The sequence below is a fragment of the Janthinobacterium sp. CG_23.4 genome, assembly GCF_029892305.1.
In the GTDB taxonomy this organism is placed as follows: domain Bacteria; phylum Pseudomonadota; class Gammaproteobacteria; order Burkholderiales; family Burkholderiaceae_D; genus Janthinobacterium; species Janthinobacterium lividum_D.
This window is the reverse complement of record NZ_JARXUX010000001.1, coordinates 4,349,131-4,361,826: the sequence shown is the minus strand read 5'-3', so window position 1 is coordinate 4,361,826 and position 12,696 is coordinate 4,349,131. Positions and strand designations below refer to the sequence as shown.

Here is a 12,696-nt window from a genome sequence, read left to right as displayed (position 1 = left end):
AGCCAGGCCGTCTGCAAGCGAATTTTTCCATGTAGTGAGCGCTGGCGCACGCATGAGCGATTCTTTTTCTGCGCTACACTGCGTGCAACACCAAGAACGCCTCTTGCAGGCACACGGCGGCCGCACTATACTGTGCATATATACAGTATCATGCGATGGCGGTGTGCAACGCGACAGCCTGGGGCGGCTTGCCACTGAATTTACTTCCGAGACTCTTATGCCCGTCGATACACACGCCGAACAGCGCGCCGAACAGCCAGCCACGACCTTGCCAGCCCCGGGCGAGGGCTTCAATTTGGGTGCCAAGACCATCGCCCTGGTCGTGCGCCAAAATACGGATGGCATCGCTGAACCGGTGAAAAGCATCGTCGACTTCCTGCAGGTGCTGGGCCATACGGTGGTCTTCGAGGCAGAGACGGCCGTGCACCTGAATCTGGCGTTTCCTGGCGTGCGCGCCATGACGCCGGCCGAGATTGGCGCTGCCGCCGATTGCGCCATCGTCATGGGCGGCGACGGCACCATGCTGGGCATTGCGCGCCAGCTGGCGCCATTCGACGTCCCCTTGATCGGTATCAATCAAGGGCGGCTGGGCTTCATGACGGATATCCCCCTCGAGCGCATGTTGCCGGTATTGGCGCAAATCCTCGGCGGCCGCTTCAAGGCCGAGCGCCGCACCTTGCTCGAAGGCAGCGTGTTGCGCGACGGTGAGTCGATACACGTGGGCATGGCCGTCAACGATGTCGTCGTCTCGCGCGGCGGCGGCGCCGGCATGGCGGAATTGCGCGTTGAAGTCGATGGCCACTTCATGTACAACCAGCGCTCTGACGGCTTGATCATCGCCACGCCCACGGGGTCGACCGCGTATGCGCTGTCGGCCGGCGGTCCCTTGCTGCACCCGACCCTGGGCGGCATCGTGCTCGTGCCGATTGCCCCGCATGCGCTATCGAACCGCCCCATCGTGCTGCCCGATTCCAGCCAGATCGTGCTGGAAATCGTGCGCGGGCGCGATATCAGCGTCAATTTCGACATGCAAACCTTTGCCAGCCTGGCCCAGCAAGACCGCATCCTCATCCGTCGTTCGCCGCATACGATTACCTTCCTGCATCCTGAAGGGTGGAGTTATTACAACACCCTGCGTGAAAAATTGCACTGGAATGAGTACCCGTCGGGCGAGGGCAAGCTCAGCTAACAAGTTTTCTCCACGCTAACCCGCGGTGCGCCGCCTAACCACAGAAGCCATGCTCCATACACTGTCCATTCGCGATTTTGTCATTGTCGATACCATTGAACTGGAATTTTCCGCCGGCTTCAGCGTGCTGACGGGTGAGACGGGCGCCGGCAAGTCCATCCTTATCGATGCGCTGACCCTGGCGCTGGGCGGGCGCGGCGACGCCAGCGTGGTGCGCGAAGGCGCCGCCAAAGCTGACATCACGGCCGACTTCTCCGTCAGCGAGGTGGCGCAGGCCTGGCTGGTGGCGCATGAATTTGCCAACGACGATGGCGGCGCCCTGCTGCGTCGCGTGATCGACAATGCGGGCCGCTCGAAGGCGTATATCAATGGCATCCCCGCGACGGCCGCGCATTTGCGCGAACTGGGCGATATGCTGGTCGATATCCACGGTCAGCACGCGCACCAGTCGCTGCTGAAAAGTGAAGCGCAGCGCGCCTTGCTCGACGGCCAGGCGACGGCGCGTGAAGCGGGCGCGGAGCACGATGTGCGGCAAGTGGCGGCGCTGCACAAGCGCTGGCGCGCCCTCGTGCGCCAGCGTGAAGAATTTGAAACGAATGCCGCCAACGTACTGTACGAGCGCGAACGCCTGGAATGGCAAGTGGGCGAACTGGAAAAACTCTCTGCCAAGCCCGGCGAGTGGACCGATATCACGAACGAGCATAGCCGCCTGTCGCACGCCGCCAGCCTGCTGGAAGGGGCGCAGGAGGCGCTGTCGCTCATTTCCGAGTCAGAAGACCATCCCATCGTGTCACAGCTGTCGACCCTGAACCAGAAGCTGGGCAAGCTGGTGTCCGTCGATGCGCAATTGCAGCCGATTGTCGACTTGATCGAATCGTCGCGCATCCAGCTGCAGGAATCGGTGTACGCGCTGAACGATTACCTGGACCGGGTCGAACTGGACCCGGAGCGTCTGCACCAGCTCGACGCGCGGATGGAAGCCATGCACAGCACGGCGCGTAAATTTCGTGTTGCGCCTGAAGAGTTGCCAGAGGAACATGCCAAGCTGTCGGAGAAGCTGCAGCACCTGGCCGACGCTTCCGATATCGAGGGCTTGCTGCGCCAGGAAGTGAAGATCGAGGCCGAATACCGCAGCGTTGCCGAACGCTTGTCCGAGACGCGCCGCGCCGCCGCGCTGGAGCTGGGGCAAGCCGTCACGCGCGCCATGCAGGAACTGAGCATGACGGGCGGCAGCTTCGAGATCGCCCTGCACCCGTGTGCAGCGGCCGCTCATGGGCTCGAACAAGTGGAATTCCTCGTCGCCGGCCATGCGGGCTCGGCGCCCCGCTCGCTGGCCAAGGTGGCGTCCGGCGGCGAGCTGGCGCGTATCGCGCTGGCCATTTCTGTCATCACTTCGCATGCCACTACCACGCCGACCCTGATCTTCGACGAAGTCGACAGTGGTATCGGCGGCGCCGTCGCCGAAGTCGTGGGGCGCCTGCTGAAACGCCTGGGGCAGGGACGGCAAGTGCTGTGCGTGACGCACTTGCCGCAAGTGGCCAGTCAGGCGAATCAACATTTTCAGGTGGCAAAAAGCACCCTGGACAATGGCAAGACGGCTTCGCGCATCGACATGCTCGATGCCAAGGCCCGCGTGGAAGAAGTGGCGCGCATGCTGGGCGGCCTGGAAATCACGGCTACCACGCGCAAGCACGCGCGCGAACTGCTGGCGATTTAAGCGCAGGCTTAAATCCGGGGGGCAGACCCCCGGATGCGTTAGCGCTGAGCTTGTCGTTAGCGGCATTGAGGGTCTGACCCCAGCGCTTCGCCATTAACCTAATGCAACTATAATAACTAGCTAATCCATCCAACGCTATAAAAGGTCTTCATGTCATTTCAAACAGAACCGCCGTACACGCATGGCAGCATCGACCGCAGCGCCGTGGTGCTGGTCAATCTGGGCACGCCCGATGCACCGACTTCGTCGGCTGTACGGCGTTACCTAAGGCAATTCCTGTCCGACCCCCGCGTGGTGGAGATTCCCCGCGTGATCTGGTGGTTTATCCTGAACCTGATCATCTTGCCATTTCGCTCGGGCCAGTCGGCCAAGAAATATGCATCGATCTGGACGCGCGAGGGCTCGCCCCTGAAAGTGCATACGCAAAAGCAGGCCAAACTGCTGGCCGCCGCCCTGGCCGAGCGGGGCCATGACGGCCTCACGGTGGCCATGGCCATGCGCTACGGTTCGCCTTCCCTGCCCGAGGTGCTGGCCAAGCTGAAAAGCGAAGGCTGCGAGCGCATCGCCATCTTGCCCGCGTATCCGCAATACTCGGGCCCGACGACGGGTTCCATCTACGATGCCGTATTCGCCCATTACGCCACGGTGCGCAATGTGCCGGAATTACGCTTAATCAAGCAGTATCACGAACACGACACGTATATCGACGCCTTGCGCGATTCTGTTTTGAACCATTGGGAAGCGCATGGCCGTCCGGAAAAACTGGTGATGAGTTTTCATGGCGTCCCCAAGCGTACCTTGATGTCGGGCGATCCCTATCACTGCCAATGCCTGAAAACGGCGCGTCTGCTGGCGGAAAAGTTAAAATTATCTAAAGATCAATATGTAGTGACTTTCCAGTCGCGCTTTGGCAAGGCCGAGTGGCTGCAGCCTTACACGGCGCCCACCGTGGTGGCGCTGGCGCAACAGGGCGTCAAGCGCATCGACCTGCTGTGTCCCGGCTTTACCAGCGATTGCCTGGAAACGCTGGAAGAGATCGCCATGGAAGCCAAGCATGATTTCGAAACGGCCGGTGGCGAGCAGTTTCACTACATTGCTTGCCTGAACGAGACGCCGGCCTGGATCGCTGGCATGGCGGAAATTGCCGAGCAACACATGATAGGCTGGCCGACGATGAAGACGGCGGCGCAGCGCGAAGCGGACAAGAAAGCGTGCGAACACGCGCGCGCGGCGGCGCTGGCACTGGGCGCGGCGAATTAAGCTATCTGCATTTTCAACAGTTCAAAGCCGCGCTTGCGCGGCTTTGTCATGTCTGGTGCGAGCACAGTGCGATCCAGATCGCCACACTGCCAGTGGCGATGGCTGCGGCGGGGCTGGTAGAATGCCCGCTTTGCCGTGGGAAGCCTGGAAAATCAAGGGGGCGCGCACGGCTCGCGTCCAGAAATGGGAAGTGATTTGTAATAAGCTGTAACATGAAATGCGGTAATCGCTGGTTTTAGCATGAATACCCCTTGAAACAGTAGGATATAGCCCCATTTGCCGGTTAGTGTTGTGAAGATTTTAGACTAACTCATTTAAGTCATTGATTGTAGGAGCTTTCTAGATGCAAGATCAGGAAAACCAAGCTGTACCTAATCCGCAAGCGGACGCCGCGGCGGCTGCCCCATCGACTCCCGCAGAGCCTACTTTGGAAGAGCAGCTGGCGAGTACCGAAGCGCGTCTTGCAGAGATGCACGATGCCTTCATGCGCGCCAAGGCCGATGGTGAAAATATTCGCCGCCGTGCGCAGGAAGATGTTGCCAAAGCGCATAAATTTGCAGTGGAAAGCTTTGCCGAAGCCATGGTGCCGGTAAAAGACAGCCTGGAAATGGCGCTGACGGTGGAAGCACCGACCATCGAATCGCTGAAAGAAGGCGTCGAGATGACCCTGAAGCAGTTGAACGCGGCGTTCGAACGCAATCGCCTGGTGGAAGTATTGCCAGTGCAGGGTGAAAAGCTCGATCCGATGAAGCACCAGGCGGTTGCCGTGGTACCAGCGGAACAGGAAGCCAATACCATCGTGTCAGTCCTGCAAAAGGGCTATATGATTGCGGACCGCCTGCTGCGTCCAGCCATTGTCACGGCCGCGCAAGCAAAATAATCAGAGGGCGGCATCAAGCAAGCCTTGAAACCATGCCGCTTTGCCACATATAAGAACCATCTGAAATCTAGCAAATAAAAGGAAAAAAATCATGGGTAGAATTATCGGTATCGATCTGGGAACCACGAATTCCTGCGTTTCCATCATGGAAAACGGTCAACCAAAGGTAATCGAAAACGCTGAAGGCGCACGCACGACGCCGTCGATTATTGCTTATCAAGAAGATGGCGAAATTCTCGTTGGCGCGCCAGCAAAACGCCAGGCCGTGACCAATCCGAAAAACACGCTGTATGCAGTCAAGCGTTTGATCGGTCGCAAGTTCGACGAAAAAGAAGTACAAAAAGATATCGCGCTGATGCCGTATCAAATCATGAAAGCCGACAACGGCGATGCATGGATCGGCGTACGCGACAAAAAACTGGCGCCGCCACAAATTTCGGCTGAAGTATTGCGCAAGATGAAGAAAACGGCAGAAGACTACCTCGGTGAAGAAGTCACCGAAGCCGTCATCACCGTACCGGCCTACTTTAACGACTCGCAGCGTCAAGCGACCAAGGATGCCGGCCGTATCGCTGGTCTGGACGTCAAGCGCATCATCAACGAGCCAACCGCAGCAGCGCTGGCATTCGGCCTGGACAAGACCGAAAAAGGCGACCGTAAAATCGCCGTGTATGACTTGGGTGGTGGTACGTTCGACGTGTCGATCATCGAAATCGCAGATGTTGATGGCGAGAAACAATTTGAAGTGCTGTCGACCAACGGCGACACCTTCCTCGGTGGCGAAGACTTCGACCAGCGCATCATCGATTACATCATCGACGAGTTCAAGAAGATCAACGGCATCGACCTGAAAAAAGATCCGATCGCTCTGCAGCGCATCAAGGCCTCGGCCGAGCGCGCGAAGATCGAATTGTCGTCGTCGCAACAAACCGAGATCAACGAGCCGTACATCGCCATGGCGAACGGCGCACCGGTCCACCTGAATCTGAAGATGACCCGCGCCAAGCTGGAATCGTTGGTGGAAGAGCTGATCATCGCGACGATGGAACCATGCCGTATCGCTATCAAAGACGCTGGCGTAAAAGTATCCGACATCGATGACATCATCCTGGTCGGCGGTATGACGCGTATGCCGAAGGTGCAGGAAAAAGTGAAGGAATTCTTCGGCAAAGATCCACGCAAAGACGTGAATCCAGACGAAGCCGTCGCCGTGGGTGCAGCGATTCAAGGTTCGGTCCTGTCGGGCGAACGCAAAGACTTGCTGTTGCTGGACGTAACGCCTTTGTCCCTGGGTATCGAAACCCTGGGCGGCGTGATGACCAAGATGATCCACAAGAACACGACGATTCCGACCAAGTTCAGCCAAGTGTTCTCGACGGCCGACGACAATCAGCCTGCAGTGACCATCAAGGTCTTCCAGGGTGAGCGCGAAATTGCCGCCGGCAACAAAGGCCTCGGTGAATTCAATCTGGAAGGCATTCCACCATCGTCGCGTGGCACGCCACAGATCGAAGTGACTTTCGACATCGACGCCAACGGCATCTTGCATGTGGGCGCGAAAGACAAGGCTACCGGCAAGGAAAACAAGATCACGATCAAGGCCAATTCCGGCTTGACCGAGGCGGAAATCCAGAAGATGGTAAAAGACGCCGAATTGAATGCGGAAGAAGACAAAAAGGTCAAAGAATTGGCCGAGTCGCGCAATCAAGCCGATGCTCTGGTACACTCGACCCGGAAATCCTTGACCGAATACGGCGACAAGCTTGATGCGGGCGAGAAAGAGAAGATCGAAGCGGCTATCACCGACCTGGAAGCAAGCATCAAGGCGGGCGACAAGGCTGAGATCGACGCCAAGGTGGAAGCACTGTCGAGCGCATCGCAGAAACTGGGCGAAAAAATGTATGCCGACATGCAAGCGCAGCAAGCTGCCGGCGGCGCAGAAGGTGCACAGCAAGCTGCTGGCGCATCGGACGCAGGCGCCAAGCAAGACGACGTTGTTGACGCTGACTTCAAAGAAGTCAAAGACAGCAAGTAATGTCTTGCGCTCCCATAGAGTGGGGGCAGCCGGGCTGAACGCTACATCGCGGGATTAGCCGCGAAGACCGGCCGAGCCGAGTCGTTGCCCCGTGCAACACTCGACTCGGCTTTTTCGTGTAATTTTTACATCAGTAGATAGACTGCAAGGTGCCGACAACATGGCAAAGCGTGATTTTTACGAGACACTCGGTGTCGCAAAAAATGCTTCGGAAGAAGAGATCAAAAAGTCTTACCGTAAACTGGCGATGAAATACCATCCGGACCGCAATCCGGATAGCAAAGAATCGGAAGAAAAGTTTAAGGAAGTCAAAGAAGCCTACGAGATGCTGACCAATCCGGAAAAGCGCGAAGCGTATGACCGCTATGGTCACGCTGGCGTGGATCCGAACATGGGCGGCGGTGGCGGCTTCGGCGGCGGTGCGGGCGGCTTTGCCGACAGCTTCGGCGATATCTTCGGCGACATCTTTGGCGGTGGCGGTGGACGCAGCCGCAATGCGGGTCCACAGGTGTACCGTGGCGCCGACTTGCGCTACAACCTGGAAATTACACTGGAGCAAGCTGCGCATGGCTTCGACACGACCATCCGCGTGCCGAGCTGGGACAAGTGCGATACCTGCCACGGCAGCGGCGCCAAGCCGGGCACGTCGCCGACCACCTGCGGTACTTGCGGTGGCCATGGCCAGGTGCGCATGCAGCAAGGTTTCTTTAGCATCCAGCAAACTTGCCCTAAATGTCATGGTAGTGGCAAGGTCATCACCGACCCGTGCACGCCATGCGGCGGCGCCGGTCGTATCAAGCGCAACAAGACGCTGGAAGTCAAAATTCCTGTCGGTATCGACAATGGCATGCGCATCCGCTCGTCCGGCAACGGCGAACCGGGCACGAATGGCGGCCCGGCAGGCGACCTGTATGTGGAAATTCACATCAAGCCGCACGCCGTGTTCCAGCGTGAAGGCGACGACCTGCATTGCGAAATGCCGATCTCGTTCACCAAGGCGGCCTTGGGTGGCGAAATCGAAGTGCCCACCCTGAACGGCAAAGTGTCGTTTACGATCCCGGAAGGCACACAGTCGGGCAAGACCTTCCGCCTGAAAGGCAAGGGCATCAAGGGCGTGCGCTCCGGTTATGCGGGCGACCTGTTCTGCCACGTGGCGATCGAAACACCGGTGAAGCTGACTGAAAAACAGAAAGACCTGCTGCGCGACTTTGAAAAGTCGACCACCGAGGGCGGTGCCAAGCACAGTCCGCAAAGCAAGACCTGGAAAGACAAGGTCAAGGATTTTTTTGAGTAAGCACACATAACACCATGCGCCGGGATGCTTAAACATCCCGGCGTTTTTTTACCGCGACTGAAAATGCGGGCACATCGCCGGCCTACGGGCGCGATTTGCCGCCGATTCAGCCGTACTTATACAATGGGAACGAGATGACCGAACCGAAAAATGGCTTGGCCCTGGCGGAGCTGCTGCAGCGTAACCGCCGCTGGGCCGATACTATGGTGGCGAAAGACCCCAGCTATTTCAAGAACCTGGAAGCGCAAACGTCGCCCGAATACTTGTGGATCGGCTGCTCCGACAGCCGCGTGCCCGCCAACGAACTGCTGGGCATGGCGCCTGGCGACGTGTTTGTGCACCGCAATATTGCCAATGTGGTCGTGCATTCCGACCTCAATTGTCTGTCCGTCCTGCAATTTGCCGTGGACGTGCTGAAAGTCAAACATGTCATCATCGTCGGCCACTACGGCTGCAAGGGTGTGCATGCGGCCATGACGGGGACGCGCATCGGCCTGGTCGACAACTGGCTGCGCCACGTGCAGGATGTGGGCCAGAAGCACGAACGCTACCTCGGTGACGTGCTGACCAGCCGCCAGCGCGGCGACCGCTTGTGCGAGCTGAACGTGGTGGAACAGGTCTTGAACGTGTGCCAGACGACCATCGTCCAAGATGCGTGGGAGCGTGGCCAGGAACTGAGCGTCCATGGCTGGGTCTATGGCTTGAAGGATGGCTTGCTCAACGATCTGGAAGTGACAGTTCAGGCCGGCCACGAACTGGCGCCGCGCATGGCGACCCGCCTGGCCCGCTACGAAGCAACGGCGTAAGCGCCGTTGGTGCAGCGCGTCGCATCAGCGCGGTGGCCAGCGCTGGGGCGTGCAGCGCTAGTCAATTCAGCATGCTGCGCGCCGCCGCGATGATTTGCCGTGACAGCTGCTCCATGCGCGGCGACTGTACTTTCCACGTATGCCAGTATAGTGCCACGTCGGCCGGGGTTTTGGGCGTGAGCATTTCCACCAGTTCGCCATGCGTATTGGTTTTGAGCAGCAACTCCGGCACCATGCCGTAGCCCAGGCCGTAGCGGATGGCGTTGAAGTGCGAGGTGGCGCCCGGTACGTAATGGCAGGGGTAGGCGCCTTCGGGCAAGCCCAGCGCTTCTTGCAGGAACGATGACTGCAAGGTGTCCTTGCGCGTGTAGGCGACCACGGGCGCCGTGCGCGCGGCCTTGCGCGTGAGGCCGTGCGCAAACCATTGCCGGCGGAACGCGGGCGTGGCCACCAGCCAGTAGCGCATGACGCCCAGCGGCTCGGCCGTGCAACCGCGCATGGGCTTTGGCTCGGTGCTGATGCAGCCGATGGCCATGCCCGTCTCGAGCAAAGTGTAGGTGTGGTCCTGGTCTTCCACGGTCAAGTCCAGCAGCACGCGCTCGCGTATCAGCACTTCCGACAGGGCGGGGAAGAACCAGGTACCGATCGAGTCCGCATTCAGCGCCAGTACCAGGGTCAGCGGGGCATCTTGCTGCACCGCCAGTTCCGCCTGCAAGTCCGCTTCCAGCAGCTTGGCGCGCTTCAGATACTGCATCAGGCGCTGCCCCATGCGCGTGGCGCGCGCGGGACGGCTGCGCACGATCAAGGCATTGCCGAGCTGGCTTTCCAGTGCCCGCACGCGCTGCGAAATGGCCGGCGAGGTCAGGTGCAGCCGCAGCGCCGCCTGCTCGAAGCTGCCCGTTTCGACGACGGCGCGGAACGCTTCCGTGTGCTTGGGATTGAGATCCATGGCGCATACCTAACATAAGAAAATTTTATCAATACTAAATAATACTTACTTTTCATAAGGATGCGTGTGTTGCAGTGCACAATGCACAATCGCTGATGCATTCAATTGCTGAAGTGCAAGCTAGCCGTCTGCGGCCTCTTGGCAGCAAGGAAATACCAGCATGTCAGCACAGCCGAGCAAGCACAGCCGAGCGACATGACGGCCCGCAAGTCGCCATCAAAGCTGGTGTGCAAGCTGAAACGGCGCGCGCAGGTACTGGCCGCACCGACCGGCCTGGCGTTGTTCGACGGTGACGCTGGCAGTGGCGGCTCCAGTACGGCCACAAACGAGGCGCGCACCCTGAGCGAAGCGCGCGAACGCGAACAAATTCTCACATCATTTTCGGAAGAGCAAGACCATGCTGTTATATACGATTTACCTGGTGGCGATTGTCGCCGAAGCGATGTCCGGCGCCATCATGGGCATGCGGCGCGGCATGGATTTGTTCGGCATCTGCATGATCGGCACCGTCACGGCGCTGGGCGGCGGTACCGTGCGCGACGTGCTGCTGGGGCACTATCCGCTGGGCTGGATCGCGCATCCCGAGTACCTGCTGTTTACCATCGGCGCGGCCATCGTCACGGCGTTTGTCGCGCGCTACCTGCACCACCTGCGCGCCATTTTCTTGCTGGTGGACGGACTCGGCCTGGTGGCGTTTTGCGTGATCGGCTGCGATATCGCCATGTCGGCCAAGATGCATCCTGCCATCGTCGTGCTGGCCGGGATGATCACGGGTGTCTTCGGCGGCCTGCTGCGCGATATCCTGTGCAACCAGATTCCGCTCGTGCTGCAGCGCGAAGTGTATGCCACCGTGGCGCTGTTTACGGGCAGCCTGTATGTGGGCTTGCTGTACTTCCGGGTCGACAGCGCAGTGGCGCAGCTGGTGTCCATCGGCGCCGGTTTCCTGTTCCGTTTCCTGGCTTTGCATTTCGAGTGGCGCTTGCCCAATTTTAATGGCGACCGCATACGCGGCTTTGAATAGGGCGGCAACGCCGTCATTATTTTCAGGCGCAGCAGCAATGGGCTGCGTTCAGGCACGCGTGCCTAGCTTATCGTAGCTTAGCGTAGCTTGTCGCCTGGCCGGCGAGCTGCTGCAGCGGCTGCAGCGGCTGCAGAAAACGCGGCAGTAGTGCACCCTACACGATGCCCTTGCGGCGCTCCCACACGGCGCTGCCGACGAAAATGGCGGCGCATATCCACATCACGGCCGGCAGGGCGTTGACGCCCACCGATTGCATCAAGACTCCTGTCAGCAGGGGACCGCCGCCGCTGGTCACGCCCCAGGTGGCGTTGACGATGGCGCTGGCGCTGGTCAGCGACAAGCCCGTGAAGCGCTCGCCGCAGGCCACCAGCGCCAGCATGTAGATGCCGCCTGCCGCTGCGCCCAGCAACAACAGCAAAGTCCACCACAGCCACGGCGTGCCGACGGCCAATGGCAGCAGCGGCAGCAGCAGGCAGACAGCTACGCCGCAGGCCGCGTGGACTTTGGCACGGCCGTAGCGGTCGGCCATCCATCCCAGTGCGAATTGCAAGCCCGTGTCGCCCACCAGCACCACGGTGGCTGACAGCAGGGCCAGGTCCGTGCTGATGCCGTGCTCCATCGCGTACAGGGGCAGCAAGCTCAATGCCAGCGTGTCGAACAGGGCAAAGAAGGCGGCGCCCAGCACGATCATCGGCATGCGTGGCAGGATCAAGGTCCATTTCACACCCTGTTCTTCCGCTTCGCGTTCCGGCCCGCTGTTCGAGATCAGCATCAATCCCGGCACGGCGAGCAGGAATAGCAGGCCACAGGCGGCAAAGCTCCAGCTGATTTTGTCGTTGAAGAGTGCCACCAGCGCGGGGCCGATCAGCTGGAAGAAGGTAAAACTGGTGGTGTACATGGCCACCACGCGCCCGCGCGAATTATCGGGCGCAAGCCGGTTCACCCATGCTTCTCCGATGGTAAACAGTACGCCCATGGCGCCGCCGAACAGGAAGCGCAGCACGCTCCACGCCAGCAGGTGGTCGGTGAACTGCATGGAGATCGTCGCCAGCGATGCCACCCAGACGGCGCCCAGCATGGTGGCGCGCGCGCCGAAACGACCGACCCAGCGCGAGACGAACGGCGAGACTGCCAGGATGCCGAGCGCGCTGATGGCGGTGATCATGCCGATGATGTCCGTGCCGACGCCGCGCTGGTGCAGGGTCAGTGCGGTGAGCGGCATGGTGGCACCCAGGCCCAGGCCGACCACGCCGATGCTGATGACAAGAGCGAAGAAATCACGCCATGGCATGCTCTTCATGACTGGCCCCGCAGGGAGCAAATAGAGTTTCGGAAGGCCGGAAAACGCTGTGGATGCATGGGAAAGTAAGGGCACTTTGCCGGTGGCGCTGGTGTTTGGCGCCGGACGGGCATATGATGATTTTAGTAAACGCAAGCTTGCAAAGCCGTAGTGTAAGCCATGTGCGCCGCCGCTGGCCACGTGTGGCCATTGCTACGGGCTCTGCTGTACAGTGTAGCGAGCGGCGGCGCTGTCATGGCGCTGTC

Annotated in this window: 11 protein-coding genes; 8 read left to right on the top strand and 3 right to left on the bottom strand. The window is 59.8% G+C overall.

The features are described 5' to 3' along the window. Positions 1 to 217 precede the first annotated feature (217 nt). The 7 genes from H4V96_RS19585 to can all read left to right on the top strand — a co-directional run bounded on the left by H4V96_RS19585 (position 218) and on the right by can (position 9,181). A complete protein-coding gene (locus H4V96_RS19585) occupies positions 218 to 1,189 on the top strand; it encodes an NAD kinase (RefSeq protein ID WP_280721118.1) in 972 nt (323 codons plus the stop codon). A gap of 49 nt (positions 1,190 to 1,238) precedes the next feature. Next, positions 1,239 to 2,906 (top strand): DNA repair protein RecN, encoded by a 1,668-nt coding sequence (recN, locus tag H4V96_RS19580; protein WP_196855628.1) that lies wholly within the window; start codon positions 1,239 to 1,241, stop codon positions 2,904 to 2,906. Between the two features lie 150 nt (positions 2,907 to 3,056). Continuing rightward, complete coding sequence (gene hemH, locus H4V96_RS19575; protein ID WP_010401699.1) at positions 3,057 to 4,166, top strand: ferrochelatase; 1,110 nt, start codon at positions 3,057 to 3,059, stop codon at positions 4,164 to 4,166. Positions 4,167 to 4,509: 343 nt separating this feature from the next. Further along, complete coding sequence (gene grpE, locus H4V96_RS19570) at positions 4,510 to 5,046, top strand: nucleotide exchange factor GrpE (protein WP_029496707.1); 537 nt, start codon at positions 4,510 to 4,512, stop codon at positions 5,044 to 5,046. 91 nt (positions 5,047 to 5,137) lie between these two features. Then, complete coding sequence (dnaK, locus tag H4V96_RS19565; protein WP_010401696.1) at positions 5,138 to 7,081, top strand: molecular chaperone DnaK; 1,944 nt, start codon at positions 5,138 to 5,140, stop codon at positions 7,079 to 7,081. A 160-nt stretch (positions 7,082 to 7,241) separates the two neighbouring features. Then, positions 7,242 to 8,375, top strand: a complete 1,134-nt coding sequence (gene dnaJ / locus H4V96_RS19560) for a molecular chaperone DnaJ (RefSeq protein WP_010401694.1) — start codon at positions 7,242 to 7,244, stop codon at positions 8,373 to 8,375. 134 nt (positions 8,376 to 8,509) lie between these two features. Then, positions 8,510 to 9,181: a carbonate dehydratase gene (gene can, locus H4V96_RS19555; RefSeq protein ID WP_196855627.1), complete on the top strand. Its 672-nt coding sequence runs from the start codon at positions 8,510 to 8,512 to the stop codon at positions 9,179 to 9,181. 61 nt (positions 9,182 to 9,242) lie between these two features. On the opposite strand, the gene H4V96_RS19550 is transcribed toward can, so the two are convergent. Further along, positions 9,243 to 10,130, bottom strand: a complete 888-nt coding sequence (locus H4V96_RS19550; protein ID WP_196855626.1) for an HTH-type transcriptional regulator ArgP — start codon at positions 10,128 to 10,130, stop codon at positions 9,243 to 9,245. A 101-nt stretch (positions 10,131 to 10,231) separates the two neighbouring features. Further along, complete coding sequence (locus H4V96_RS19545) at positions 10,232 to 10,504, bottom strand: hypothetical protein (protein ID WP_280721117.1); 273 nt, start codon at positions 10,502 to 10,504, stop codon at positions 10,232 to 10,234. 23 nt (positions 10,505 to 10,527) lie between these two features. Here H4V96_RS19545 and H4V96_RS19540 point away from each other — a divergent pair, with 23 nt between their 5' ends. After that, positions 10,528 to 11,151 (top strand): trimeric intracellular cation channel family protein, encoded by a 624-nt coding sequence (locus tag H4V96_RS19540; protein WP_010401687.1) that lies wholly within the window; start codon positions 10,528 to 10,530, stop codon positions 11,149 to 11,151. Positions 11,152 to 11,305: 154 nt separating this feature from the next. Here H4V96_RS19540 and H4V96_RS19535 read toward each other — a convergent pair whose 3' ends face one another. Next, positions 11,306 to 12,451, bottom strand: a complete 1,146-nt coding sequence (locus H4V96_RS19535; RefSeq protein ID WP_196855625.1) for an MFS transporter — start codon at positions 12,449 to 12,451, stop codon at positions 11,306 to 11,308. Between the last annotated feature and the right edge of the window lie 245 nt (positions 12,452 to 12,696).

What these genes read in the sequence shown, in the direction of transcription:
- H4V96_RS19585 (WP_280721118.1), top strand. Translation starts at nt 218, where the DNA reads ATGCCCGTCGATACACACGCCGAACAGCGCGCCGAACAGCCAGCCACG.
- recN (WP_196855628.1), top strand. Translation starts at nt 1,239, where the DNA reads ATGCTCCATACACTGTCCATTCGCGATTTTGTCATTGTCGATACCATT.
- hemH (WP_010401699.1), top strand. Translation starts at nt 3,057, where the DNA reads ATGTCATTTCAAACAGAACCGCCGTACACGCATGGCAGCATCGACCGC.
- grpE (WP_029496707.1), top strand. Translation starts at nt 4,510, where the DNA reads ATGCAAGATCAGGAAAACCAAGCTGTACCTAATCCGCAAGCGGACGCC.
- dnaK (WP_010401696.1), top strand. Translation starts at nt 5,138, where the DNA reads ATGGGTAGAATTATCGGTATCGATCTGGGAACCACGAATTCCTGCGTT.
- dnaJ (WP_010401694.1), top strand. Translation starts at nt 7,242, where the DNA reads ATGGCAAAGCGTGATTTTTACGAGACACTCGGTGTCGCAAAAAATGCT.
- can (WP_196855627.1), top strand. Translation starts at nt 8,510, where the DNA reads ATGACCGAACCGAAAAATGGCTTGGCCCTGGCGGAGCTGCTGCAGCGT.
- H4V96_RS19550 (WP_196855626.1), bottom strand. Translation starts at nt 10,130, where the DNA reads ATGGATCTCAATCCCAAGCACACGGAAGCGTTCCGCGCCGTCGTCGAA.
- H4V96_RS19540 (WP_010401687.1), top strand. Translation starts at nt 10,528, where the DNA reads ATGCTGTTATATACGATTTACCTGGTGGCGATTGTCGCCGAAGCGATG.
- H4V96_RS19535 (WP_196855625.1), bottom strand. Translation starts at nt 12,451, where the DNA reads ATGAAGAGCATGCCATGGCGTGATTTCTTCGCTCTTGTCATCAGCATC.